Below are 25,124 nucleotides of genomic sequence, written 5' to 3' on the forward strand. Positions count from 1 at the left end.
TCACTTGTACAGCATAACATGCAGGAGCCGATACTTTACTCAAAGTAAACCCGTACTGTTTGATAAAGCAGACGGCTTTGTGTGTACTGGCTGGTACTTTTTTCGGAGAAGCCCTGCAATCCCAACAGCCCTGCTGCATTACCCTTGTTAATGGCTACTTCCAGGTAGCCGGCTGCATTAAACAATGCCAGCTTTTCGCCTTCGGGTACATCTGCATAGGTTTCGCTGATGCGGTCAATCACTTCATCCCGCTTAAACACAATTTTAAAGCGCCGGCCTTTGCGTTGCGTTTCAAATTCTTCCTGAGTTATATTGACGATTACATTTTCAAAGTGATCGATGGAGATGATCTGCCCTTCGATGTACTGGCTGTTGGTAAGCGGCCGCACCGGGTTGCGTACCTGGATCGATACGGAGGCATCACCAATTTCGGGCAATGTTTTACCGGCTGCCAGCTGCAGTACTGCTTTTCCAAACACTTCGGCACAAGCAAGGGTATTGCGTGGTTTTGTTTTATCGAGTGGTAAGGCAACAACCTGTTCGGGCGTTTCTTCCAGTATCATCGTAATAAGGCCATTATCGGCCAGCAGATAATACTGGCTGTTGTGTTTTACCAACAGCAAATGATCGGGTTGATACTGAAACAGATTTACCAAAATAAGATGAAAACTGTGCTGCGGAAACAACCTGGTTGCATTGCGGATGATATAGGCAGCCTGCGGATCGTTAAATGGCGAAAGCTGATGGGTAATATCAATCAGTTGAAACGAAGGATCTTGTTGCAACAATACTGCTTTTACGGCCCCGGCAAGGTAGTCCTGCTCTCCGATGTCTGATGTGAGGGTTAGTAAAGCCATTGATGCGAAAAAGAGTTGAAACGAAAGATAAACAATAATCAGTTGCAGAAAGCGGCATTCATCTTTCTAACAGCGCACAAATTTATTTAATCAGCTTTCCTTCTTTAAAGAAAAATTTGTGAATGTATTTATCGGCTAATTGGGGAAGAAACTTACTCATCCATACCGTTGCTTTACCGGTAAAGGTTAACACCACCGCACGTTTCCGTTTGGCAATGGCATTAAAAATATGTTGGGCACATTCTTCAGCACTCATCAGTTTCGATTCGTCCATCGGTGTTTCGCCTATTGGTTTACCCGAACCATCCAATGCAACCGAGCGGATATTAGTGGCAATGAAACCCGGCGATACCCACAACACATTTACATCATGGTCTTTCATTTCAACACGCAACGCTTCGAGCCAACCTTGCATGGCAAATTTTGATGCAGAGTATGCACTGCGTCCGGGAATACCTCTGTTACCAACTATTGACGAAATACCTGCAACAGATCCTTTTCGTTGAATGATATACGGCAATGCTGCCTTTGTAGCATAAACAGTACCCCAGAAATTTACATCCATCAGTCGTTTATAGGCCGATGTTTCTGAATCGATGATTAAAGCACGCATGGATAAGCCTGCGTTGTTGATTAATACATCAATACCGCCGAATGCTTTTACGGTTGTAGCAATAAAACGATTACAATCCTGTTCATTGCTTACATCTGCAACAAATGTATGAATGGGCCTACCTGCAAACTCCTGCTGCAAGGCATACAGTTTATCATTGTTTCTTCCACAGGTTGCCACTTTAGCGCCTTTACTGAGGAATAATGTTACCAATGCTTTACCAATGCCATCGCTACCACCTGTAATAACCACCACCTTATCCTGAAAATCCATGCTTTGTATTTTGATACGTACAAAAGTAGTATAAACAGAAAAGCCTCCGTGTGGAGGCTTTTGTTTTCTGTGATCCCGCTGGGACTCGAACCCAGGACCCCAACATTAAAAGTGTCGTGCTCTACCAACTGAGCTACGGAATCTCAAAACGTTTCCGTTTTTTTGGGAGTGCAAAAATAGGGTAATTACAATTGCCTCCAAATTTTTTAAACTAAAATGTTTGTACTTTTTTCTTCCTGTTGCTGTGTAATTTCTTCAAACCCAACAGCAGCAAGCATTCTACTCCAATTCCTCGCTCACAAATTTTTCTTTCATTTTTTCCAGCAGCTTCGTTTCAATCATCTTTGTTGCAAGATGAATCATGTTTACGAATGCTTTTGATGTGGAAATACCATGACCCACAATTACCGGTTTATCTATTCCGAGAATGGGTGTACCGCCGTATGTTTCAAAATTAAAACGCTTGAAATAATCATCCTCATCCAGGTTGCGTGATTTTGAAATATCAAAGATCGATTCGCCCAGTTTTAAAATCACATTGCCTGTAAATCCATCACACACCATTACATCGGCTTTACCGGTTAAAATTTCACGGCCTTCAATATTACCAATAAAGTTGATGAGCTTACTTTCTTTCAACAACGGGTAAGCAGCTTGTGCCAACAAGTTTCCCTTTCCTTCTTCTTCACCAATATTAATTAACCCCACCGCAGGGTTTTCAATTTCAAGAATGTTTTGTGCGTAGATGCTGCCTAAGATGGCATTCTGCAATAAATTCTCCGGTTTACAATCGGCCTGCATACCTACATCGAGGATTAACCCATAACCACCTTCAACTTTAGGAATAACTGTTGAAATAGTTGGACGCTGCACACCTTCTATGGCACGGATAGTATAAAATACCCCCACCATCATGGCTCCGGTGTTCCCGGCACTGATGAATGCATCAATTTTACCTTCGGCCAGCAACTGCATTCCTTTGTTCATGGAAGAGTTGGGCTTATCCCGTAAAGCTTTTGTTGGCGATTCCTGCATGTCTACAACTTCGGTGGTATGCAAAAAAGCAATATTGGGAGGTACCGAAACAAAATGCCTGCGCATGATGGCTTCATCGCCAATCAGCAGCAATTTAATTCCGGGGGTAGCATCGGCTAAAAACAAATCTACGCCCAACAGCGGCTGCTGAGGGGCGTAGTCGCCACCCATCATGTCAATACCTATGACCATGCAGGTAAGTTAATTATAAAAGCTTATGCTTTTGCGGGAGCTTTTTCAGCTACTAATTTTCCTTTGTAGTACAGTTTACCTTCGCTCACGTGTGCACGATGACGGGGATGTGTTTCGCCCGTAGTGCTGTCTTTTGTTAAAGTAACACTCACTGCTGTATAGTGTGTACGACGTTTCGCACTGCGTTGTTGTGAATGTCTGCGCTTTGGATTTGGCATATCTTTAAATTTTACTCGTTTCTAAATTTATCTAACCCCTTCCAGAGGGATTTATTTTCGTTTTCCTGCGGGTTCATCTGAGCCAGCTTGGCCAGCACTTCTTTATTGCAGTGCGGTCCGCCAATCTCACTTTCCCTGCACATCTTTTGCATGGGTATGCTGAGGTTAATAAACTCGAAGATCCAGTTTTTCACATGCAGATGACTTTCTGTACGTGAAATATAGAACACATCCGGACTTTCCTCTTCCTCATTCATCTTCTCCGGTTCATCGGTCATTTTCACCAGCATTTCGAATTCGTCCCACAGTTCCAAAGGCAAATCGTTTCCGCAACGGTCGCAAAGAACGCCAACGGCACCTCCTACCTCAAACTTCAGCAGCATAAACCCGGTATTCTTTTCTAATTCCAGCTTTACGTTTGCTTTACAGTTTTTAAAGTCCTGTTTTCCGAATTCTTCAAAGAACCTGTCGTCAATTTCGTAATGAAACTGATGCGTGCCGGGTTTTAACCCTACAAATGCTATTTCAAATTCCCGGCGGCTCGACATAATACCCCTTTTTAAAGAGTTTGCAAAGGTAACCGAAATACAGATTGCTGCCAAAGGAAATATTGGTTTTCTTTCAGCAAGAACCAAGGCCAAACAGGGTTGCACCGGGGATTGGGATAAAAGTAGCGGGCTTTCGTCAATAATCCGGTTGCTGAGATTAACCTACCCGCAAGTCTTGTTCATTGACAATCAAATGCTAAACCTTGTTTGCTGCAAACCGGCAAACCGGTTTCTACCGTACATTTGATTTCGATGACCTACGGCAAACTTATACGTCTATCGCTGCTCATAGCGCTCCTCATCCTTGCCCTGTTTATATTTTTTGTATCGGGCAACCATGTGTGGATTGAGAAGAATTATGCCAACGGGTTTTACCCCGGGCTGAGCCGTTTTTTACGGTTGCTTTTTGGCTGGCTTCCCTTTAGCCTGGGCGATGTGTTGTACAGCATTGTTGCAGTAACGGTACTTTGGCAACTGGGCAAATTTGTTGTTCGCCTGTTTCATAAAACCGACAGCTGGCGAAAAAAATTGGCGCCTTTACTTACAGCAGGCATGATCCTGCTGTTTGTGTATGTCTATTTTTATCTTTTCTGGGGGCTGAATTACTATCGACAGGGAATTGAACAGCAGCTTGGGTTAAAAAACGGCAAGTTTAAAAAGCAAGAGCTCATCGATCTCAATCAATACCTTCTTACGCAGGTAAACAGCCGCAAACAGGTTTGCCTGCAGAAGAAAGATACCATCATGCAAAACGACCGCATGTTTCAATCGGCATTGCAAGGCTATCAAACACTTGAAAAACAATTTTCATTTCTACGGTACAAGCAGGCATCGCTAAAACCATCGATGTTTGGGAAGATAGGCAACTATGTAGGGTTCCAGGGATATTACAACCCATTCACCGGCGAAGGACAGGTGAATACAGCAATCCCCAACTTCCTGCAACCTTATGTTGTTTGTCATGAAATGGCGCACCAGATTGGTTACGCCAGCGAAAGCGAAGCCAATTTTGTTGGTTTTCTTTCGGCCACACATTCACCCGATACCTTGATGCAATACTCCAGCTATCTCGACATGTTTTTATATGCATGGGGTAACCTCAGGGCTGTTGATTCAACTGCAGCAAAACAATTTGGCGAGCAACTGCACCCCGGTGTGAAACGAGACTTGGCAGCGTATAAGAAGTTTGTATACGATCATCGCACCTTCATCAGCGATTGGACTGATAAACTTTACGATTACTACCTGAAGCAAAACCGCCAACGCAAAGGCATTGAAAGTTATGGCGAGGTAACAGGCTGGGTGTTGGCGTACCGGCATAAATACGGGCTTAAGTAAGTCCTATCTTTGCTTACAGCAATCCTGTTTCTATCACTGCTTAATTCAACTGCATGCGCTTTACATTTTTATCACTCATTTTTCTGTTTTCATTTTTCGTTGCCGGCGCACAGGAAAGCAGTTTCTTTTCCATTAAAAAAGACAGTTCCGGTTTTCTGTTAACAGAAAAAGGAGCAGCACATCTTGCTTCGCTTCCGTTGAAATGTATTGAACAGGAATACCCTAACAAAACCAACCATCTTTCTAACAGCGACAGTGATCATGTATTAAAACCACATGAATTGCATCCATCGTTTTACGGCTGTTTAGACTGGCACTCATCGATACACGGGCATTGGATGCTGGTGAAACTGTTGAAAGCATTTCCCAACCTCAAAAATGCAACTACCATACGCACTGTTCTCAACAGGAGTTTTGCTGCAGAAAATATTCTGAAAGAAGTGAAGTATTTTGATCTGCCGCTTGCTGCAAGCTGGGAACGTACCTATGGTTGGGCATGGCTGTTAAAGCTCGATGAAGAATTAATTCAATGGGATGATGCCGATGCAAAAACATGGCACGCAAACCTGCAACCCCTCACTATAAAGATTGTTGAACTGTGGACGAAATTTTTACCCAAGCAAACCTATCCCAACAGAACAGGTGTTCATCCAAATACTGCTTTCGGATTGGTGTTTGCACTTGATTATGCCAGAGCAGCACGCAACACTGCATTTGAACTAACCATTGTACAAAGCGCTTTAACCATTTACAAAAAAGATAAAAATGCACCTGCATCGTGGGAACCCAATGGATCTGATTTTCTTTCGCCATCACTGGAAGTAGCCGACCTGATGCGAAGAGTATTACCGAAAAAAGATTTTATTCCCTGGTTTAATCAATACATCACTGCAGCATCATTAAAGCACTTGGGTATTTTACCCGTAGTGTCAGACAGAAATGATTATCAGATTGTACACCTCGATGGTCTTTGCTTTAGCCGCAGCTGGTGTATGAATGGCATTGCCAAAGCATTACCTGCAGGTGACCCTCGCAAAAAACAATTGATGCGTGCTGCCATCAATCATCTTACAGCTGCATTGCCCAATATTGTAAACGGAGGTTATGGTGGCGAACACTGGCTGGCCAGCTTTGCTGTTTATGCCTTGTTCCAGTAAGCCTAAAACTTATTCTTCCACATCATACTTTCAACCGGTTTGTTTGGCTGGCCGCTGTACTTGGCATTGGCTTTCTGGTTATACTTCACTTCAATTTCTCCTTCAACAGGGAAATAAATGAGCTGACCAATCGGCATCCCTTTGTACACCTTCACGGGTTGCTTAACAGAAATTTCGAGTGTCCAGTTGCCACAAAAGCCAACATCACCTTTGCCTGCAGTTGCATGGATATCGATACCCAAACGACCGGTAGATGATTTGCCTTCGAGGAAAGGAACATGTGCATGTGTTTCGGTGTATTCCAGCGTTACACCCAAATAAAAGATATGCGGATATAAAACAATCCCTTCATCAGGAATTTCGAAGTATTCAATTTCGTTGTGCTTCTTGGCATCAATCATGTGTTCCTTGTAGGTAGCAAGTGTACTTCCCAAATGCACATCGTACGAATTGGAACCAAGACAGCTTCTGTCGTACGGCTCAATCTTAATTGTTCCTTTCTCCATTTCCTCCAGGATTCTTTTATCCGATAAAATCATATACTTCTCTTTAGATTTGTAGGCATTGAAATACTGAACCCGCAAGCTAATTTCTAAATTCTACATTTGGCACTCGTTTATCAACATACTATCAACAGCGGAACCAAAGCCGGTCTTTGGCGCATCGAAGAACCGGAAGAATTTTTTCTGGAAAAAGTACCGCTGAAGCGGGATGTATCGCATCCGCACAAACGTTTACAACACCTTGCAGGCCGTTACCTGTTACCGATGTTGTTTGAAGATTTTCCGTTGGAAGAAATTTTAATTGCCGATACCCGCAAGCCATTTCTGCCCGATGAGAAATACCATTTCTCTATTTCGCATTGCGGCGATTATGCAGCAGCCATCGTTAGCTCAACACAACGGGTAGGTGTAGATATTGAAAAAGCATCGGATAAAATTCTGCGGGTGAGTCATAAGTTTTTAACCGAGCGTGAAAAAATGTTGCTCGATGAGCAGATGAGTGCACAACAGTTGCTGCAACTGACATCGTTGCTATGGAGCACAAAAGAATCGTTGTTTAAATGGTATGGCGATGGTGGTGTAGATTTCCGGGAACATATGCACATTGAAAACATTGAAGGCTCTGATGAAGAAGGAAAACTCATCTGCAGTTTTCGTAAACACGAATCAATGTCCTTAACTGTACACTATCGTTTTCTGCACGATTTAGTGATGAGCTGGGTAGTGAGTTAAGAAGGCTACTCGCTCTGCTTTTGTACTTGCATGCAGCGAGCAGCTAACAGCTTGCGGCTTTACACAATATTCACCTCCCGTTCCAGCTCCACTCCAAACTTTGCTTTTACACTTTGCAAAATCTCTTCACTCAACTCATAAATTTCTTTACCGGTTGCTTTACCGTAATTCACCAATACCAATGCCTGTTTTGCATGACAACCTGCATCGCCTTTGCGATACCCCTTCCAGCCGCATTGCTCAATTAACCAACCGGCTGCCAGTTTCATGGTACCATCTGCATTTACATAAGCAACAAGCTGTGCAAACTCATTCTTCAGCTGATCGTATTGTTCTTTGCTGATGGATGGATTTTTAAAGAAACTTCCTGCATTACCAATCTGTTTCGGATCGGGCAACTTCGAAGAGCGGATATTGATCACCGCCTGCGAGATAGCAGCAATACTCAACTCCTTCACTCCCATTTTTTCCAGCTCTTCATTAATAGCACCGTAGCTCGTTTGAAAGATGGGATTTTTTCTAAGCCTGTACGTAACCGTTAGTATCACAAACTGGTCTTTAAACTTTCGCTTGAACACACTTTCACGATAACCGAATGCACAATCAGCAGCAGAAAATCGTACTACAGTTTTGTCATTGAGATGGTAAGCTTCCAGCTCTTCAAACACATCTTTTATTTCAGCACCATAGGCACCAATATTCTGCATAGGACTTGCGCCCGCATTACCCGGTATCAAACTTAAATTCTCCACGCCTGCCCAACCCTGCTGCACACAATGCAGCACAAAGCTGTGCCAGTTTACACCTGCACCCACTTTTACATATACAAACTGTTCATCTTCTTTTACCAGCTCAATGCCTGTAATACCATTCTTGAGTACCAATGCATGCACATCCTGTGTAAACAAAACATTACTGCCGCCACCGAGTATCATGCGGGGTATGCGTGGCGAAAGATGATGAACGTATTGCAGAATTTCCTGCAGCTGTGTTACCGAATTAAAATCGGCAAATAGTTTTGCTTTTGCATCAATACCGAATGTATTGTATTGCCGGAGTGAAAGATTTTCGTGAATTTGCATGTACTTGCAAAATAAAGCAATTATGAACGGACAAACTGCAGTTGTAATTGGCGCCACCGGATTAGTAGGGTCATCATTGGTTCAACAACTATTAAACGACGATGCATTTGATCTTGTACGCATTCTTGTGCGGCGAACAGTCAACCTCCAACATCCTAAACTGGAAGTATGTATTACCGATTTTTCAAATTACGAACAATACCAGCAACAACTGGGAACGGGCAATTGTATTTTCTGCTGCATCGGTACGACCATGGCACAGGTGAAAGGCGATAAAGCATTGTACCGCACTATCGATTTCGATATTCCGGTTAATGCGGCACGTTTTGGAAAGGCTGCCGGCTTTCAACAATATTTACTGGTTTCTGCAATTGGTGCCAACAGCAGTTCCCGCTTTTTCTATCCCCGTTTAAAAGGCGAAGTAGAAGATGTAATTGCAGGATTCAATTTTAACAGCCTGCACATTTTCCGTCCATCGTTTTTGTTGGGCAACCGCACCGAACAACGCACGGGAGAAAAAATCGGGATTGCACTTTTTCGGTTATTTAAATTTCTTACACCGTCCAATTACAAAGGCATTAATGTTGCTGATGTAGCAAAAGCAATGATCCGTGCAAACAAACAAAACAACGCCGGCGTACATGTTTACTACTACAGCCAAATGGTTGAAAATAACTGAAACAGTCAGATTTCTGACTTAAACTGCTTATCTTGAGGAAGCAATCAACAGTTTAATTAGCTTTACAAAAAATTAGAAAATGAATTTATTTGTCGCCGGCTTACCCTATGATGTAGATGACGCCGAATTAGAAGAAATCTTTGAAAAGTTTGGCAAAGTAGTATCGGCCAAAATTTCAATTGACCGTGAAACCGGAAAAAGCCGTGGCTTTGGTTTTGTAACAATGGAAAATGAAGCAGATGGTAATGATGCCATTGAGCTTTTAAACGATATTCAGCTGGGCCGCAGCAAGAAACCTCTTGTTGTGAAGAAAGCCGAAGACCGACCAGGTGGCGGAAGCGGCGGCGGTGGTGGTTATCGCCCCGGTGGTGGCGGTGGCGGCTATCGTCCTGGCGGCGGTGGCGGTGGTTATCGTCCCGGCGGTGGTGGTGGTAACAGAGGTGGCGGTGGCTACGGCGGCGGCGGTCGTCGTTACTAAACACAACAACACATTCTTTCAAAATCCCTTCTTACCGGAGGGATTTTTTATTTGTATTCATCAACAAGACCTGAATAGAAAAATTAATATGTCGTAAAATTCCGATGAAATTTTACGGAAAAAAATCGGTCAAAAGTACCCTAGAAAGTAAGCTGAACTGTAACGAAATTTGTATCAGAAGTTAAGAATCCAATTCCTGATTGAAAATCCGTACTCTATTCGAACTGACAGAAAATTTAAATCCTTTGAAAACTAAAAGTTTAGAATTCGTATCCATGTAAACGTAAACTATCCATCAACCCTATTAAAAATCGACTATTTACCTTTTGATGGAAAAAATTTACTCTAAGTCAAAACCCTCCGTAATGGAGGGTTTTGCATTTGTAACCTGTTTGTATCATCATCGTTTAATCAATGCACATAATTCTTCATGGGCACTACCAACACAGGTATGGGCGAATGACGAACCACATACTCGGCCGTACTGCCGATTAACGTATGCGACATACCAGTGCGGCCATGTGTACCCAGTATGATCATGGTTGCTTTGCTCTCAATAGCGTGGTTAATAATATCCTGCTTTGGATCGCCGATAAATACCACTACATCCGATTTTACTTCCGGGTGCTGTTCTTTTACCTGTGTAAGTATATTGTTGGCGACGTATTGACGAGCTTCCCACTGGTCATCAAAATTCATACTGATATCGGTGGGCATGTATTCGATATTTTTATTAATGATGGTCATTAACTCAACTTCCGCATGCATTTTTTCTGCCAGCTTCAATGCATAGTTAAACAGCAGTTCACGTTGTTCGCTGAGATCGGTTGCTATAATCAGTTTGTTCATAAAAAAATTTTAAGCAGTTCTGTTACTCCATGTGTACTTCTATCTTTTCACCCATTTTTTCTTTGCTGTTGCGTATAAGTAAGATGACGGGGATGCAGATGATCACTGCCAGCCCCACCGTCCAGAACACATTATTGTAACTGATGATGGATTGTTGTTTGAATAAAGACGCATCGAGCAGTTTATACGCCATTTGCTGTGCATCATCCTTAAAATAGCCCTGTGCTGCAAAATTCTGCGTAAGCAGATTTGCCTTTTCCTGAAAAGGTTCGTTATAAATATTAAAATGCTGCACGAGGTAATTATCGTTCTGTGCATTACGATGTGTAAGAAACACGTTCATAATAGCAATACCAACAGCACCACCCAACTGGCGGATCATATTGCTCAAACCGGCACCTTGCGCAAGATTTAATCCTTTCAATCCTTTCAACGAAAGCACCATTGCCGGCGACATCATAAAACCAATTCCAAACCCACGTAAAATAAATGGCCAGAAGAAATTATGTTCGCTCGAATCGGGCGAAGAAAAACTCATCAATATTGCAAAGCCAAAGATCATAAAAGCCCCGGCGATCATGATCGTTTTCGGATTAATGTCTTTCGCCATTAACCGCCCAACCACCAACATGGATATTGCCGATGCCAACGCACCGGAGATAAGAAAGTTACCCGTCATGGTTGCCGTCCATCCCAAACCGATTTGTGCAAATAAAGGAAACACAAAAACTGTTGCCAGTAAGATCAATCCCACAATAAAATTCAATACCGATCCCAATGCAAGATTCCAGCTTGCCAGTAAACGGATATTCACTGCAGGAAATTCGTAGGTCCACTCCCGCCAGATAAATGCAATAAAACTAATTGCAGTAATGAGCGAAAGAATAACGATCTCTTTACTTTCAAACCAATCCTTTGTTGTTCCTTCTTCTAACACATACTGCAAACCACCCACCGCCATTACCAATAAAACAATACCTGCCCAATCGATCTTGGGCGGTTTCATGGCACCAATTTTATCTTTTACAAATCGCCATGATAAATACGCTGCTACAAAACCAATCGGAATGTTGATGAAGAAAATCCAGTGCCAGGAAAAATTATCGGTAAGGTAACCGCCAAGCGTTGGTCCAAAAGTTGGACCAAGAATAACACCCATACCAAAAATGGCATTGGCTGTTCCAATCTTTTCCGGAGGAAATGCTTCAACAATAATAGTTTGTCCGGTTGTAAGCAAAGCACCGCCGCCAATACCTTGTATAAAACGCCAGATTACTAATGTTACCAACGAATCGGCCGTACCACAAAAGAAAGAAGCAATGGTAAAGATGAGGATTGAAATGGTAAAGTAATTTCTTCTACCAAACAAGTTGTTGAGCATACTTGCCAACGGAATCATAATCACATTCGAAATAGCATACGATGTTACAGCCCACGCAATTTCGGTAGTGGTAGCACCAAGGCTTCCACTTATTTCACGCAGCGAAACGTTTACAATGGATGTGTCGATCAGTTGTAACAACGATGCACTGATGGCTGTAACAATTAATATTGCACGCTCTGCCCCTACTGGGTATTGCGTTAATTCTTTTGCCTGCATACTTAATTTATTTCTACATCAACAAAAGCACTTAAACCGGGTGCCAGCAAATGTTCTTTATCCTCTGTTTTATCTAACTTAATGCGAACGGGCATGCGCTGTGTAACTTTTACAAAGTTGCCGGTTGCATTATCGGGGGGAAGCAATGCAAACCTGGCACCTGTTGCTCCACCAATCGATTCAATTACACCGGTGAGTTTCAGATCAGGATATGCATCCAGTTTGATCTTTACCTTTTCGCCTGTACGCAGTTTATTGAGTTGTGTTTCTTTAAAGTTTGCAACCACCCAAAGATTATTGATCTCAACTGCAGAACAAACCGGCTGACCATACTGGATCAACTGTCCTACTTCAATCGACTTCTTTGATACAACGCCATCGTATGGAGCAATGATTGCCGTGTGTTGTAACTGTGTTTCTGCCAATTCCAATTCTGCAATACGCTGTTGCACCAATGCAGTTGCAACACTCACCTGTCCCTCTTGCGCCTGTGCTGATGATTGTGTACCTGTTGCCTGTGTTGTAGCTGCAGCGTACTGACGTTGCGCCATTTCTACCATTGCATTGGCACTTTGCCACTCTGCTTTTACAGCATCCAGTTGTTGTTGCGTGGCTGCACCTTCTGCAAACATTTTTTCAACACGTGCTAATTCCTTTTGTGCTTTTTCTAAACGTGCCTGTGCTGCATTAATGTTGGATTGCAATGCTGATGAATTAATAGCTGATGCAGATGCATTTTGCTTCGCAGCCATTGCTGCCGAACGGGAAATACCTGTTTGCGCCTCTGCACTCAGCAGCATTGCCTTTGCCTGCATCACTTTTGCTTTGTAATCTTTGTTATCGATCAGCGCCAGCGTATCGCCTTTCTTTACAAACTGGTTATCGGCAAAACGTACTTCTGTTACAAAACCCGATACAGCACTGCGTACCGATGTAATGGTTGCATCCACCTGCGCATTATCTGTTGTTTCGTGGTGCTGGGCTTTGATCCATGCACGTACGCCAAAGAATGCAGCAACTGCCACAACAATAAGAATGATAGCGAGATTAACGGGTTTTAATTTTGATTTTTTTACAACTTCTTCCTGCATTGTATTTAATTATTATCGTGATGAATATTAATAACCTGCCAGCGCATTGTACTGCACTTTGGCAATGGCCTGTTGCACCTGATGAAAAAGTAAATTCAGTTCAGCTGTGTTTTCTGCATTGAGTTCTGTTACGTACTCGGTTGAGGTGATGGCGCCGTTTTCGAGCTGACTGGAAGCGACCTGCAGAATCTCTTTGCGCTTGTTTACAATTTCACGGTCTTTTAAAATGATGGATTGATATTTATTGATCTCTGTTTGTTTCTGGTTCATCGCTGTCTGCAGGTTTAATTCGAACGTTGCCTGCTGCTGCGCAACAATCTGCTTATTGATAGCAATAGAATGTTGTTTTATTTTTTGGGTAGCTGCGTTGTTAATACTCCAGTTAATACCAACACCTGCAATACCATATGGCCTGAAACTCTGGTTGAGAAAATTGTAACCGGGCCGTCCGTAAAAGCCTTGTCCGAATAAAAACAGTTTGGCCCTGTTCTCTTTCTTCAACAATTTATCCTGCATACCAAGCAAGTTTAACTGCGATTGAAACAATTTTAATTCAGGACGGTTAACAGCAGTTTGAATAGTTTCGGTTGCAGGCATTAAAAACTCGTTTGCAGCTGTAACTGCAGTTCCTGTTAATAACGAAAGCTCCTGTGTAAGTCCGTCAACTGTTGCATCAATATCTGTCAGTTTTTGTTCAGTACTTAAAATTTCCGATTCAAGAATCAACAGGTTACTCTTTAATACGGCTCCGTTTGCTACTGCACTGGCAACTTTCTTTCGTTGTGTTTCCAGTTCCGATTTACGAACCTGCAAAATCTTTTTATTCTCCTTTTGCAATAAAATATTTCCGTAAATAACTGTAACACGCTCCCTTACTTTCTGCAATTCAATATCGAGCTGATGAAGTCCATTCTCTGTTTTTTCTTTTTCAATTTCCTTTCTTGTGCGTAACACATCAAACTCCGTTAAAGGATAACGCAAATCAACTCCGATATTGTAGTTATCAGGTTTAGGCCCAACAATACCGGGAAAATTAAACTTCGTTACTTCACTTTGGTAAGTGGCCTGCCCCGTTACACTTGCCTGCGGAAATTCGTTGCTGTGAATCATCTTCTCCGATTCTTTTCCTAACGCCCTTACATATTCTTTTTGTTTGGTTGCGGGATAATGCTCTATGGCCTTATCCACCATTTGTTCTAAGCGCAGCTGTTGTGCGTTGGCGATAGCAATGCCTGAAAAGGCAACGATGCCTGTAAATAGTCTCTTCAACATTCCTTATTTCATTTTCTTGATTGCGTGAATAAAAAAATCTGCAGCCACTTCTGCATACGACTGCATCAACTCATCGTATTGCTTTGGTGAAAGCCTTAACGCTTTCTGCAACATTTGTTGATTAATGGCCGGGAAACAACAAATAGAATTAAGCAGAACATACAAGTGCCGGGTGTCGATCTTCCTGATCTTTCCTTCTGCCTGTACACTATCGAAGTAGGTAACAAATTTGTTTTGTGCTTTTGCCCGTTTAATACGCTCTTCCAGAATCGAAGGATCACGGTTTACTTCACGGATAATAAACAGCATTTTTCCCTGCTTGATAAAATGTACCAGGTCGTGTGTAAAGCGCTTGATCTTTTCCTCCCAGTTCAACTGGTCATCGGCCCAGGTACTGATCAACGGAACATATTCATCCAAGGCATCATTAAAAATCTTTTCAAACAAATTGTCCTTACTGCGGAAATAGTAATGCAACGAAGCTTTACTGATACCGGCAGCATCGGCTATGCTTTGCATGCGTGTACCATTGTATCCTTTGGTTTCAAACTCCTTACGGGCCGTTTCCAGGATCATTTTTTCTGTATCGGAGGATAACTGCATAGTTTAATCAATTGGTTTGACCATTTGGTCAAATGCAAAGCTAAGGAACTTCCCGTTAATACAATTGTCATTTTTCAGTAACTCTCCAAATCATTTAGCTTTGTACTATGCCTGCTTCGTTTAAACAATTGGTAAAGAATGAGTTTATTGCACTGCTCGAGTTGAAAAAATCGGAGCGGCTCTGGCATATTCCTGTACTGGCATCATTGTGTGTGGGCATTCCGTTACTGATTGGTTTGTTTTTTTACCGGCTCGATTATGGTATACTTGCCAGTACCGGCGGCATGGTGATCCTTTACCTGCCTTCCTCTGCCTCTATTGCACAGCGCATGATCACCCTTGTGGTTTGCTCGTTTGGTCTTGCATTCTCCTTTGGTGTGAGTATTGCAGCAAGCTTTAACCCGTACATATCGGCATTGGTGCTGGGCGTCATTGCGTTTGCAGCTCATTGGGTTACCCGTTACTTTCAAATGAAACCACCGGGTGGCTTTTTCTTTGTGATGATTGCTGCTATTGCCAGCAGCATGCAATTCGACTTTAATACCATCCCTACACGTATCGGCCTCATCGTTATGAGCGGCATGCTTACCTGCGTGTTGGCCTTCTTTTACAGTTTATACATTATCAAAAAAGGAAAGTTCACACAGGATACAACTTCGCTTGTAACCAATCCGTATACAAAATTGGTTGAATCGATCATTATTGGTGTGGTACTGGCCATCTCCTTATTGGCAAGTCATTTACTGAAACTCGAAAAACCCTATTGGGTTCCTATTTCCTGTGCAGCAGTAATGCAAGGCATCAGCCTGCAGCATGTATGGCAAAGAAGTATCCAGCGTATACTCGGAACATTTATTGGCTTGGGTGTAGCGTGGGTACTGTTGCAATTAGAACTGACAGCATTAACTGTTTGCATCAGCATTATGCTGTTGCAGTTTATTGTAGAAATGCTGATTGTGCGACATTACGGATTAGCTGTGATTCTTATTACACCGCTTACCTTGTTTTTAGCAGAAGCCGGCAGTGCCATGAATGCCGATCCGAATTATCTAATTGCAACCCGCCTGCTTGACACCGTTATTGGAAGTGTAATTGGTTTGTTAGGCGGATGGTTTTTACATAACCAGCAGGTAAGAGAAAGTACAGAACGCAGAATACGGAAGACGAGGGTGGCGATTTGGCGAAGAGGTTGATTAAGTAAACTAACGATAAAACAATCAGCAGATCCTTCTTTCCTCAGGATGACAAGTTGATTGATCTTTATACTGAAGTTGAAATGCTGCACTACTAATCTTCATTGCTGTCTTCCCGACAAAGGAGGAATCTGGTGCTGTCTTTAGCTTTTACATTGCATCCACATCCGCTATCAACACCACACTTTTAAAATTGGGATGATTATGCAACAGCACCGTTTGTGCATGAATCATTTCTTTGCATTGATGAATCAAGTGTGCATCCTTCGGCAGCTTTAACACCAGTTCCATGATGTACTGGTTACGCACCCTGTTCACCACCGGTTCTGCCGGGCCAACCATATAATTGGCAAACAAGGGTCGCATGTTTTCGCCAACTAATTGTGCCGCTGCTTCTACGGTTTCTTTTTGCTTGTGCTTAAACGTAATCTGTATAATGCGTGTAAACGGCGGATAATAAAACTGTCGCCTTGCCTGCAACTCAACAGAGAAAAACAATTTGTAATCATGTGCCTTTACAAACTGCAATACAGGATGATTGGTATTGGCCACCTGTATCATCACATGTCCATCTGCATCTTTTCGTCCGGCACGGCCGCTCACCTGCTCCATCAATTGAAAAGCACGTTCGTTCACACGAAAATCGGCGAAGCTTAACAAACTGTCTGCATCAAGAATACCCACCAGGTTTACATTTTCAAAGTCCAAACCCTTCACCACCATTTGTGTACCTACTAAAATATCAATGCGGTGTTGTTCGAATTGTTGTATGAGTTGATCATGTGCCGTCTTGCCACTCACCGTATCATAATCCATACGTGCAATCTTTGCTTTGGGAAACAGTTCTTGTAATTGCTCCTCCACTTTCTCAGTTCCAAAATTGTGCTGCATAAAATCGTGACTGCCGCATGCTTCACATGTTGAAACGGTTGGATAAACAGTACCGCAGTAATGGCACTGCAGTTTATGCTTGAACTTATGATAGGTTAAACTCACATCGCAATAACGGCAATGCGGAATCCAGCCGCAGGTTTTACAAACCTGGTGTGGCGTGTAACCCCGACGGTTTTGAAATAAGATAACCTGCTTCTCTTTCGCCAGGGATTTTTCAATGGCTTCCTGCAAAGCAGGAGCAATCATTACTTTTTCTTTTGTTTGTTTGAATAATGGTTTGGTATCAACCAGTTCAATAGTTGGCAATGCACCTTCTCCAAAACGCTCCATCAATTCTACCAAACCATATTTTCCAACATGCGTATTGTAATACGATTCTACTGAAGGCGTACCACTTCCTAACAACATTTTGGCACCAAACACAGAGGCATAATAAGCAGCCGCATCTCTTGCATTGTAGCGTGGTGCAGGTTGTTGTTGTTTGTAACTGCTGTCGTGTTCTTCATCACAAACAATTAAACCCAGATCAGCAAATGGAAGAAAGAGCGAACTCCTTGCACCCAGTACCACTTTCATTTCGCCATTCTTGATCTTGTTCCAGATTTCAATACGTTCGTTCTGGTTGAACTTGCTGTGATAAATACCGATGTAACCACCAAAATGCTTCTGCAACCGGCGAATAATCTGTGCAGTTAAAGCAATTTCCGGCAACAGGTACAACACCTGCTTTCCTTTGCGGATATATTCTTCAATAAGTTTAATGTATAGCTGCGTTTTGCCACTACCAGTTACACCGTGCAATAAACAAACAGGCTTTGCTTCGAACGACTTGCGTATTTCATCTAACGATGTTTGTTGTGCAGACGTTAATTCAAAATCGATGGATATATTCCTTGGCAAGTTGAGTAAACGATCAACAGCACGTTTTTCTAAAAATAAAATTCCTTTCTCTACCAATCCCTTCAACTGTGCATCACTGGCTTTACTTTTTTTGAGCAAAGCTGTTTTGCTTACTTCGCCTTCTGTTCTTATCAGGTGCAGATAGCTTAACAGTAATTCCATTTGCTTGGGTGCACGACTCCAGTTGTTGAGCAGTTCGCTCAACTGATCTTCATTATCGTATTGGGGATTGAGTAAGACGAAGGTTTCTTTCTTGGCCGAGTAGGTTTCTTTCAACGATTCCCACACAAAACAAACACGCTTTTCAATCAATCGTTTTACAACGGGATAAATATGCGAACTGTCGAGTATCTGCTGCACTTCTGGCAACTTCAGCTCCTTGCGAATGAGCAATGCTTCTGCCACTAAATACTCATCATGATCGAGTGTAGAAAAATCTTCGCCGATCTCCTCATTATAAACCAAGATGGTTTCACTACTGAGTTTAAAATGCGCAGGTAATGCAGCTGCCATCACTTCACCTTCTGTGCACAAATAATAATCCGCTATCCATTGCCACAATTTCAACTGCTCTTCGTGGATGATGGGTTCAACATCCAGCACATTCAGAATAAATTTCGGGTCGAATGCCGCAGGTTTGTTGTTGTGTAATGTTTTAATAACGCCGGCATAACGTTTTTTCCGCAGTTCCACTTCCACCCGTACACCCACACGTACCTGTTCCTGCAAACGATCGGGAATGCTCCAGGTATAATTTTTCGGAAGAGCGAGTGGTATGATGATTTCTGCGTACACGGTGAATGGTCAATAGTGAATGGTGAATACGCAATTTAGTGAGTAAGACCTGAATGTAGCAGCAAAATTATTGGAAGCCGAAATTGACCATTCACAATTCACCATTCACCACCCAACTTGCCTTGTATTCCTTCAGTTTAGTCTCCATTACATCGTACACTTTTTGTTTGAACGCCTGTACATCAAACGGTGTGTAGCCTTCCGGGGAAATTTCTTCGAGGTAAACTGTCCGCAGCTTACCGGGGGTCAACGAAAAAATGCTGCGCCAGTGCAACCGATCCACTGCATCTAAAAAGAGCAGAGGTTTGATGGGTGTTTGCGTTTCAATAGCCAACCGAAAAGCACCATCGTAAAAGTCGATTAATGGCTTATCAGTCATGTTAAAAGTGCCTTCGGGAGCGATGTAGATGGATATTTCATGACTCAATACCGAACGCAGCGTCTTTACACTCTTAGCCCTGTTTTCTGCACTGCCACGCAACACAGGTACAACAGCTGCATTGTAGATGAGACCGAACACCGGTATCTTTCCCATTTCCGCTTTTCCCAGAATACGCAGGGGCTGACGAATGGCTTTCAGCATCTGCGGTATATCCATGTATGAATTGTGATTGCTGACAAAGATGTACGGCTGATGTGCCCTGATCTCCTGTTCAACAATTCGTTTGTGAGAAATTCCGATCAGGAACAACCATACATCCGCCCACCAATGCACAATGCGCATGACTGCATTGCCCCCTTTGATCTTACCAAAGAAAGAAGCAACGAGTACAAATGGAACAACCATCATCATCATGATCAGAAAAAGGATCATGGCGTAGATGACGTAAAGGATTTGCAGTGGTTTGAGTAAAATTTTCATGTATATATTGTCATGTCGACGAAGGAGACATCTGTTTGGCTATATACAAATGACCGGCAGATCCCTCCTTCGTCGGGATGACAGATCATTACTTACAACTCGGGCACGCCCACTCATTCTCTAAATCAATCACCGTTACAATGGTTAAATGCCGTTGTTTCGGAGCAACAATAATACGTACATACTGCCTGTCTCGTGAAGTAATTCCTTCCAATGCATACTTCGGACCTTGCGCTGCATCCAGTTCACTCTTCCTGTAATTCACTTCGGCTTTCTGTACAATTTCTTTCACTTCCTCCTGCGTAATATGCCTGCACTTCATACGGCAACGTGCATGCTTGGTGAAATAATAATCAGCTGACGGATCACGAAAAACATCCAGGTTGGTTTTCTGATTATCTGTTTTGCGATCGTTATCGCTTACATCTTCTGTTCGTGGTTTTCGTTTATCGTTATCAGTTAGCTGATCCTTACTATTGCAGCGACGGATGAGTACGGCTGCCAGCAGTAACAGAATCAGCAGCAGATATGGAAGCGCTTTTTTCATGTTTGTGTTTGCTGTACAATAATATTGTTTTTCGGTGAGATGTGCAGTTGTGCTACCCAAAACAACGGCGGGTGACTCACCCAACCAAAAACTATAAACCAGAAACTAAAAACTTATTCTAACAAATACTTAATATCATCCAGCGTTAAACTCTTTACAAATCCTTCTTCGGCTGTGATCAGATCCTCCGCTAATTTCTTTTTCCCTGCCGCCATTTTCATGATCTTTTCTTCAATACTGTCCTTACAGATCATGCGGTAGGCAAACACATGCGATTGCTGACCGATCCGATGTGTACGATCGATGGCCTGGTTCTCCACTGCTGTATTCCACCAGGGATCGAAGAGGAATACATAATCAGCAGCCGTTAATGTAAGACCGGCATTGCCTGCTTTCAAACTCAACAGGAATACCGCTACATCGCTTGCTTCCTTCTGAAATTCGGAGACCAATTCTTGTCGCTCAGCAATTTTTGTTTGTCCATCGAGGCGAATGTATTTGATGCCTTCTTTTTGCAGATCACGTTCGAGCAAATCGAGCATGGAAGTAAACTGGCTAAACACCAATGCACGATGTTGCGGTATGATGGTTTTCAATTCATCTATGAGCACTTTGGTTTTAATACTGTCGTACGCAAACACATCTTCATCAGTAACCAGTTCGCAACTGTTACAGATCTGGCGAAGCTTTGTCAAACCAGCCAGCACACTCATCTTGCCTTTGTTCAACCCGTTTTCGCTGATGTCCATTAAAATATTGCCACGCACATTTTCTTTAATGCTTTCGTACGCTGCACGCTGATCGGCTTCCATTTCACACCAGAGAATCGATTCTGTTTTGGCAGGAAGATCGGGCGCTGCCTGTTCTTTGGTTCGGCGTAATACAAACGGGCGGATGAGTTTTTGCAAAGCAGCTGCTTTTTCTGCATCAGCTTTTTGCTCAATAGGAATCGCATATTCTCTTCTGAAAAATTCGTTGCTGCCCAGTAAACCGGGTAACAGAAAATGCATCTGGCTGAAAAGATCACCTGTACCGTTCATCACCGGTGTACCGCTCAGGGCGATTTTTGTTTTTGCAACCAACTGCCATGTTGCTTTGGTTATTTGTGCAGATGGGTTTTTGATATTCTGACTTTCATCCACCACCACCGTATTCCACGGAATGGTTTGCAGCAGTTCAACATCCTGCCTTAATGTTCCATAGCTGGTAATGATGATGCGGTTTGTTTCATCTTTCAATTCTTCTTCATCTCTGCCTGCACCATGAAACACAACCGCCTTTACATCTGGTGCAAATTTTTCTAATTCCTTTTGCCAGTTGTACAACAAACTTGCAGGAGCAACAACCAAGTGTTGATCGGTTGGTTGCTCTTCAATTTTATGCAAGAGAAAAGTGATCGTCTGTAATGTTTTACCCAAACCCATATCATCGGCTAAACAACCGCTGCCACCGATCTCTGACAACAAACGCAACCACTCATATCCTTTCTGTTGATAAGGACGCAACTGTTGCACCGTTAAACCTTTGGGCAATGCATACAATGGAGCTTCCTGCTTTTCCCATTGCTTCCATTTGCTGTACCACGTTGCACTGATGTCTGTTTGAATCGATGCATCTGCAGATGTTTCACCTGTTGCTTCACTCATCAGCAACCACTTCGGCACCAGTAATTCTTCTTTGCGCACTTTACCGTGGCGGATCATCATGCCGTATTGCTTCAACCATTCTTCACCCAACACCCCCAGGCTTCCATCTTTCAACATCACTGCTTTCTGTCCGTTCATTAAACTTTTTTGCAGATAGTTTAATGGTATGGCTTCTTTTCCAAACTTCACCGTCATGGCTACGCAAATCCAGTTCCCTTCCACTTCCTGTTTACTGATCACCGTTTCTGCAATATGCGGCGAGTAACGGAAATGCTTCATCAGATCAATACCGAGCAAGTCGATATTCAACTCAAGCAGTTTGTGATACACTTTCAGGAACCAACCTTTCTTTTGCGCTTCTGCAAAATTCAAATAGAAAAAACCATTGCTTTGATTGGTAAACTTTTCATGGAGTGAACGAAGAAACCCCACCAACTCCACTTCTTTCTGTTTATGCCGAACAATCGAAATTGTTTTATCTCCTGAAGTTTGTTTGGTTATTTCTTCAAACGGACCATCAACCACATACCCATCGTACACAAACCGTGGTTCGAGTTTTAAGAATGTATTATTGAGTTCGCTGAGCATTACCTGCGGCTGCGGCTCTGCAATCAACTCTTCCCCTTTTGCAATAACGGATGCATCTACTTTCAACTCCCACTCTCTTAATTTATTCAACACCTGTTCAAATGCAGCAGGATCATTGGTTGTCCACTTCGTTGCATCCTGTTGCTGCAACCATTCAATAGCATCATGACTTTTTGAAGTGAGTTGATAATAACAGGATTCTGTCTCTACTAAAAAATGATACCGTTTAAATGCACTTAACGGCATGCGTTCTTTCCCTTTCACCACATACACTTCTAATTGATATTGCTCTTCATTTGTTGTTGCATGAAAAGCCAATTCAACAGGATACGCATAAAAAACACATTTCACTGTTTGCGCAGCAGGATGATAAAACTCTACGCCTTGCAATTGCCGCACTGCACTGATCATCGATTGCAGTTTACGGGTCATTGCTTTTTTCTGCATCAAGGCCCGTTCTTTTTCATCTTTGATGTATTGCGATTGTCCGACAATATCGGCTTCGGTTTTCTGCCATTCCCATTTCGAAAATCCGAGCAGTGTTTTTATTCCTTCATCGGTTAAATTCGGGAAATATACTTTCAGGTGTGCACGGTTCAGCGGCTGCTCACCCGGCGTTACACCGGTGGGCGTTTTAATCAGTTGCCTGATCTCCAGCATGGGCCGCTTGGTAAACAAATGCTTCGGCTGAAAGAGTAAATATGTTTTGGTATTACGGTTATCCATAGAAAAACAAGGGCGGCAAAAATAAGGGGTTAGTCTATGGTTGCCAACCTTTTGGAGGGAAGCAAGCATTTTAGTTTTTCCACAGCGGAATATATATCCCCGCCTTCGAAGGGGCATCGGTGTGTTACACACTGGTAAAGACAGACAGGGGTGGGTTTTCGATCATTCATTACAATCCTTTCTCAGTTCTTTGCTATCTTTGCAGCCCTTTATGGCAGCAGCAAAAACAGTCGCATTTCACACATTGGGTTGTAAACTCAACTATTCCGAAACATCCACACTCAGCCGGCAGATGGAGAGTGAAGGTTTTGAGAAAAAAGAGTTTGATGACCTGGCCGATGTGTATGTTATCAATACCTGCTCTGTTACCGATAATGCTGATAAAGAATGTCGCCAGCTTGTTCGCCGTATTCAACGCAAGTCGCCGGAAAGTTTAGTGGTAATCACCGGTTGTTATGCGCAATTAAAACCAAAAGAAATAGCAGAGATTCCCGGTGTTGATTTAGTGTTGGGCGCTGCAGAAAAATTCAATATTGTTTCGCACATTAAAGAATTGGCGAAAGGCGATAGTGCAAAGATCAGCAGTTGCGAAATTGAAGATGTGAGCGGATTCAATGCATCGTATTCCATCAACGACCGTACACGTACATTTTTAAAAGTACAGGACGGTTGCGATTATACCTGTTCGTTCTGCACCATTCCGCAGGCACGTGGCAAAAGCAGAAGTGATAATGTGGCGAACGTAATTGCCAACGCCAAAGAAATTGCAGCTGGCGGCAGTAAAGAAATTGTGTTGACGGGTGTAAATCTTGGTGATTTTGGCAAAGGTGCTGATGGAAATGGTTCGCTTTCCATTTATAACCGTGAAGAAAATTTCTTTGATCTTATTCAGCAGTTAGATGAAGTGGAAGGTATTGAACGTTACCGCATTTCTTCGATTGAACCGAACCTGCTCACCAACGAGATTATTGAATTTGTAAGCAGGAGCAAAAAGTTCATGCCGCATTTTCATATACCGCTGCAAAGCGGAAGCAATACTATTTTAGGTATGATGCGCCGCCGTTACAAGCGTGAACTCTATGCCGAACGTGTGGCCTTGATTAAAGAACTGATGCCGCATTGCTGTATTGGTGTGGATGTGATCGTCGGTTTCCCGGGCGAAACCGACGAACTGTTTAAGGAAACATTTGAGTTCCTTCATTCGCTCGACGTATCGTATTTACATGTGTTCACTTATTCCGAGCGGGATAATACCCATGCATTAACGCTAGGACCAGTTGTACCGACGACCACCCGTTACGAACGTAACAAAGCACTTCGCAATCTTTCTTACATGAAGATGCAATACTTTACCGAACAACATGCAGGTGAAACAAGACCCGTATTATTTGAAGGACATAGCAAGAATGGTATGATGGAAGGTTACACCGACAACTACATTAAGATCACAACGCCTTACAAAGAAGAATGGGTGAATGAGATTGTGGATTGGAAGATATAAGCTCAATTGTACTTGTCATCCCGAGGAACGAGGGATCTCCTGAATTCTTGTACAGCTGTCACAGAGATTTACTCCTGGTGAGCCCACACTTCTTCAAATTCTGTTTTTTCTATTTTGAAATCTTTGAATTCATCGACATCTAAAGTATTATTCGAAAGTGCACCGTATTCATCTTCAACATTATTTTGATCATACTTCAACACTTTCCCATTTTCATATACTTCTATTTGCCTAAGGACCTCGCCATTGGAATCTGTTTCAAAATAGTAAGTTGATGTTCCCCATGAATCAGTAAGAGGGTCTCCAGTTGATTCGTCCCAGAATCTTTTAAAATAATTGAAAGTCATATCTA

24 protein-coding genes and 1 tRNA gene are annotated in these 25,124 nt (G+C 42.6%); 7 read left to right on the forward strand and 18 right to left on the reverse strand.

Features of this window, described 5'->3' with window-relative positions:
* Positions 1 to 35: 35 nt before the first annotated feature.
* The 6 genes from IQ13_RS18340 to IQ13_RS18365 form a co-directional block, all read right to left on the reverse strand.
* Positions 36 to 857, reverse strand: coding sequence for an SAM hydrolase/SAM-dependent halogenase family protein (locus IQ13_RS18340; protein ID WP_144888086.1), 822 nt, complete (start codon positions 855 to 857; stop codon positions 36 to 38).
* Between the two features lie 82 nt (positions 858 to 939).
* Positions 940 to 1,743, reverse strand: a complete 804-nt coding sequence (locus IQ13_RS18345; protein WP_144888087.1) for an SDR family oxidoreductase — start codon at positions 1,741 to 1,743, stop codon at positions 940 to 942.
* Positions 1,744 to 1,813: 70 nt separating this feature from the next.
* Positions 1,814 to 1,886, reverse strand: a tRNA-Lys gene (locus IQ13_RS18350).
* Between the two features lie 136 nt (positions 1,887 to 2,022).
* On the reverse strand, positions 2,023 to 2,970 hold the full coding sequence (plsX, locus tag IQ13_RS18355) for a phosphate acyltransferase PlsX (protein ID WP_144888088.1): 948 nt from the start codon (positions 2,968 to 2,970) through the stop codon (positions 2,023 to 2,025).
* Positions 2,971 to 2,993: 23 nt separating this feature from the next.
* Positions 2,994 to 3,188: a 50S ribosomal protein L32 gene (gene rpmF, locus IQ13_RS18360; protein WP_144888089.1), complete on the reverse strand. Its 195-nt coding sequence runs from the start codon at positions 3,186 to 3,188 to the stop codon at positions 2,994 to 2,996.
* An 11-nt stretch (positions 3,189 to 3,199) separates the two neighbouring features.
* Positions 3,200 to 3,736, reverse strand: a complete 537-nt coding sequence (locus tag IQ13_RS18365; protein WP_144888090.1) for a YceD family protein — start codon at positions 3,734 to 3,736, stop codon at positions 3,200 to 3,202.
* Between the two features lie 252 nt (positions 3,737 to 3,988).
* On the opposite strand from IQ13_RS18365, the gene IQ13_RS18370 reads away from it, so the two are divergent.
* On the forward strand, positions 3,989 to 5,074 hold the full coding sequence (locus tag IQ13_RS18370) for a DUF3810 domain-containing protein (RefSeq protein ID WP_144888091.1): 1,086 nt from the start codon (positions 3,989 to 3,991) through the stop codon (positions 5,072 to 5,074).
* Between the two features lie 53 nt (positions 5,075 to 5,127).
* Positions 5,128 to 6,231, forward strand: a complete 1,104-nt coding sequence (locus tag IQ13_RS18375) for a DUF2891 domain-containing protein (RefSeq protein WP_144888092.1) — start codon at positions 5,128 to 5,130, stop codon at positions 6,229 to 6,231.
* Positions 6,232 to 6,233: 2 nt separating this feature from the next.
* Here the strand turns inward: IQ13_RS18375 and dcd are convergent, their stop codons facing one another.
* Positions 6,234 to 6,770: a dCTP deaminase gene (gene dcd / locus IQ13_RS18380; RefSeq protein ID WP_144888093.1), complete on the reverse strand. Its 537-nt coding sequence runs from the start codon at positions 6,768 to 6,770 to the stop codon at positions 6,234 to 6,236.
* 66 nt (positions 6,771 to 6,836) lie between these two features.
* On the opposite strand from dcd, the gene IQ13_RS18385 reads away from it, so the two are divergent.
* Positions 6,837 to 7,466, forward strand: a complete 630-nt coding sequence (locus tag IQ13_RS18385; RefSeq protein ID WP_144888094.1) for a 4'-phosphopantetheinyl transferase family protein — start codon at positions 6,837 to 6,839, stop codon at positions 7,464 to 7,466.
* 59 nt (positions 7,467 to 7,525) lie between these two features.
* On the opposite strand, the gene murB is transcribed toward IQ13_RS18385, so the two are convergent.
* On the reverse strand, positions 7,526 to 8,548 hold the full coding sequence (gene murB / locus IQ13_RS18390; RefSeq protein WP_144888095.1) for a UDP-N-acetylmuramate dehydrogenase: 1,023 nt from the start codon (positions 8,546 to 8,548) through the stop codon (positions 7,526 to 7,528).
* A gap of 22 nt (positions 8,549 to 8,570) precedes the next feature.
* Between murB and IQ13_RS18395 the strand changes: the two genes are divergently transcribed.
* Both IQ13_RS18395 and IQ13_RS18400 read left to right on the forward strand, forming a co-directional pair.
* Entirely contained in the window at positions 8,571 to 9,227 is a 657-nt protein-coding gene (locus IQ13_RS18395; protein ID WP_144888096.1) for an NAD(P)H-binding protein, read from the forward strand.
* A 79-nt stretch (positions 9,228 to 9,306) separates the two neighbouring features.
* The gene (locus IQ13_RS18400) at positions 9,307 to 9,705 is read left to right on the forward strand and encodes an RNA recognition motif domain-containing protein (RefSeq protein WP_144888097.1); all 399 of its coding nucleotides are present in this window, start codon (positions 9,307 to 9,309) and stop codon (positions 9,703 to 9,705) included.
* 411 nt (positions 9,706 to 10,116) lie between these two features.
* On the opposite strand, the gene IQ13_RS18405 is transcribed toward IQ13_RS18400, so the two are convergent.
* The 5 genes from IQ13_RS18405 to IQ13_RS18425 are packed head-to-tail and all read right to left on the reverse strand — an operon-like array spanning position 10,117 to position 15,120.
* Positions 10,117 to 10,554 carry a universal stress protein gene (locus IQ13_RS18405; RefSeq protein ID WP_144888098.1) on the reverse strand — a complete coding sequence of 146 codons (438 nt, stop codon included), beginning with the start codon at positions 10,552 to 10,554 and terminating at the stop codon, positions 10,117 to 10,119.
* Positions 10,555 to 10,576: 22 nt separating this feature from the next.
* Positions 10,577 to 12,154 (reverse strand): DHA2 family efflux MFS transporter permease subunit, encoded by a 1,578-nt coding sequence (locus tag IQ13_RS18410; RefSeq protein ID WP_144888099.1) that lies wholly within the window; start codon positions 12,152 to 12,154, stop codon positions 10,577 to 10,579.
* Between the two features lie 2 nt (positions 12,155 to 12,156).
* The gene (locus IQ13_RS18415; protein ID WP_144888100.1) at positions 12,157 to 13,245 is read right to left on the reverse strand and encodes an HlyD family secretion protein; all 1,089 of its coding nucleotides are present in this window, start codon (positions 13,243 to 13,245) and stop codon (positions 12,157 to 12,159) included.
* A gap of 27 nt (positions 13,246 to 13,272) precedes the next feature.
* Positions 13,273 to 14,517 carry a TolC family protein gene (locus IQ13_RS18420; RefSeq protein ID WP_144888101.1) on the reverse strand — a complete coding sequence of 415 codons (1,245 nt, stop codon included), beginning with the start codon at positions 14,515 to 14,517 and terminating at the stop codon, positions 13,273 to 13,275.
* A gap of 3 nt (positions 14,518 to 14,520) precedes the next feature.
* Positions 14,521 to 15,120, reverse strand: a complete 600-nt coding sequence (locus IQ13_RS18425) for a TetR/AcrR family transcriptional regulator (protein WP_144888102.1) — start codon at positions 15,118 to 15,120, stop codon at positions 14,521 to 14,523.
* A 107-nt stretch (positions 15,121 to 15,227) separates the two neighbouring features.
* Between IQ13_RS18425 and IQ13_RS18430 the strand changes: the two genes are divergently transcribed.
* The gene (locus IQ13_RS18430; RefSeq protein WP_144888103.1) at positions 15,228 to 16,313 is read left to right on the forward strand and encodes an FUSC family protein; all 1,086 of its coding nucleotides are present in this window, start codon (positions 15,228 to 15,230) and stop codon (positions 16,311 to 16,313) included.
* Positions 16,314 to 16,463: 150 nt separating this feature from the next.
* On the opposite strand, the gene priA is transcribed toward IQ13_RS18430, so the two are convergent.
* From priA to IQ13_RS18450, 4 genes are all read right to left on the reverse strand, one after another.
* Positions 16,464 to 18,902 (reverse strand): replication restart helicase PriA, encoded by a 2,439-nt coding sequence (gene priA, locus IQ13_RS18435; RefSeq protein ID WP_144888104.1) that lies wholly within the window; start codon positions 18,900 to 18,902, stop codon positions 16,464 to 16,466.
* 91 nt (positions 18,903 to 18,993) lie between these two features.
* Positions 18,994 to 19,764, reverse strand: coding sequence for a lysophospholipid acyltransferase family protein (locus IQ13_RS18440; protein WP_144888105.1), 771 nt, complete (start codon positions 19,762 to 19,764; stop codon positions 18,994 to 18,996).
* An 88-nt stretch (positions 19,765 to 19,852) separates the two neighbouring features.
* Positions 19,853 to 20,311 carry a DUF4258 domain-containing protein gene (locus IQ13_RS18445; RefSeq protein WP_144888106.1) on the reverse strand — a complete coding sequence of 153 codons (459 nt, stop codon included), beginning with the start codon at positions 20,309 to 20,311 and terminating at the stop codon, positions 19,853 to 19,855.
* A gap of 113 nt (positions 20,312 to 20,424) precedes the next feature.
* A complete protein-coding gene (locus IQ13_RS18450; protein ID WP_158637440.1) occupies positions 20,425 to 23,271 on the reverse strand; it encodes a DEAD/DEAH box helicase in 2,847 nt (948 codons plus the stop codon).
* Positions 23,272 to 23,482: 211 nt separating this feature from the next.
* Here IQ13_RS18450 and mtaB point away from each other — a divergent pair, with 211 nt between their 5' ends.
* Positions 23,483 to 24,772, forward strand: coding sequence for a tRNA (N(6)-L-threonylcarbamoyladenosine(37)-C(2))-methylthiotransferase MtaB (gene mtaB, locus IQ13_RS18455; protein WP_144888108.1), 1,290 nt, complete (start codon positions 23,483 to 23,485; stop codon positions 24,770 to 24,772).
* A 68-nt stretch (positions 24,773 to 24,840) separates the two neighbouring features.
* Here mtaB and IQ13_RS18460 read toward each other — a convergent pair whose 3' ends face one another.
* A complete protein-coding gene (locus IQ13_RS18460) occupies positions 24,841 to 25,119 on the reverse strand; it encodes a hypothetical protein (RefSeq protein WP_144888109.1) in 279 nt (92 codons plus the stop codon).
* Positions 25,120 to 25,124: the final 5 nt, after the last annotated feature.

It is taken from the genome of Lacibacter cauensis, from assembly GCF_007830055.1.
GTDB lineage: Bacteria > Bacteroidota > Bacteroidia > Chitinophagales > Chitinophagaceae > Lacibacter > Lacibacter cauensis.

Coding starts and splice junctions, on each gene's coding strand:
- IQ13_RS18340 (WP_144888086.1), bottom strand. CDS start 857: ATGGCTTTACTAACCCTCACATCAGACATCGGAGAGCAGGACTACCTT.
- IQ13_RS18345 (WP_144888087.1), bottom strand. CDS start 1,743: ATGGATTTTCAGGATAAGGTGGTGGTTATTACAGGTGGTAGCGATGGC.
- plsX (WP_144888088.1), bottom strand. CDS start 2,970: ATGGTCATAGGTATTGACATGATGGGTGGCGACTACGCCCCTCAGCAG.
- rpmF (WP_144888089.1), bottom strand. CDS start 3,188: ATGCCAAATCCAAAGCGCAGACATTCACAACAACGCAGTGCGAAACGT.
- IQ13_RS18365 (WP_144888090.1), bottom strand. CDS start 3,736: ATGTCGAGCCGCCGGGAATTTGAAATAGCATTTGTAGGGTTAAAACCC.
- IQ13_RS18370 (WP_144888091.1), top strand. CDS start 3,989: ATGACCTACGGCAAACTTATACGTCTATCGCTGCTCATAGCGCTCCTC.
- IQ13_RS18375 (WP_144888092.1), top strand. CDS start 5,128: ATGCGCTTTACATTTTTATCACTCATTTTTCTGTTTTCATTTTTCGTT.
- dcd (WP_144888093.1), bottom strand. CDS start 6,770: ATGATTTTATCGGATAAAAGAATCCTGGAGGAAATGGAGAAAGGAACA.
- murB (WP_144888095.1), bottom strand. CDS start 8,548: ATGCAAATTCACGAAAATCTTTCACTCCGGCAATACAATACATTCGGT.
- IQ13_RS18395 (WP_144888096.1), top strand. CDS start 8,571: ATGAACGGACAAACTGCAGTTGTAATTGGCGCCACCGGATTAGTAGGG.
- IQ13_RS18400 (WP_144888097.1), top strand. CDS start 9,307: ATGAATTTATTTGTCGCCGGCTTACCCTATGATGTAGATGACGCCGAA.
- IQ13_RS18405 (WP_144888098.1), bottom strand. CDS start 10,554: ATGAACAAACTGATTATAGCAACCGATCTCAGCGAACAACGTGAACTG.
- IQ13_RS18410 (WP_144888099.1), bottom strand. CDS start 12,154: ATGCAGGCAAAAGAATTAACGCAATACCCAGTAGGGGCAGAGCGTGCA.
- IQ13_RS18415 (WP_144888100.1), bottom strand. CDS start 13,245: ATGCAGGAAGAAGTTGTAAAAAAATCAAAATTAAAACCCGTTAATCTC.
- IQ13_RS18420 (WP_144888101.1), bottom strand. CDS start 14,517: ATGTTGAAGAGACTATTTACAGGCATCGTTGCCTTTTCAGGCATTGCT.
- IQ13_RS18425 (WP_144888102.1), bottom strand. CDS start 15,120: ATGCAGTTATCCTCCGATACAGAAAAAATGATCCTGGAAACGGCCCGT.
- IQ13_RS18430 (WP_144888103.1), top strand. CDS start 15,228: ATGCCTGCTTCGTTTAAACAATTGGTAAAGAATGAGTTTATTGCACTG.
- IQ13_RS18440 (WP_144888105.1), bottom strand. CDS start 19,764: ATGAAAATTTTACTCAAACCACTGCAAATCCTTTACGTCATCTACGCC.
- IQ13_RS18445 (WP_144888106.1), bottom strand. CDS start 20,311: ATGAAAAAAGCGCTTCCATATCTGCTGCTGATTCTGTTACTGCTGGCA.
- IQ13_RS18450 (WP_158637440.1), bottom strand. CDS start 23,271: ATGGATAACCGTAATACCAAAACATATTTACTCTTTCAGCCGAAGCAT.
- mtaB (WP_144888108.1), top strand. CDS start 23,483: ATGGCAGCAGCAAAAACAGTCGCATTTCACACATTGGGTTGTAAACTC.
- IQ13_RS18460 (WP_144888109.1), bottom strand. CDS start 25,119: ATGACTTTCAATTATTTTAAAAGATTCTGGGACGAATCAACTGGAGAC.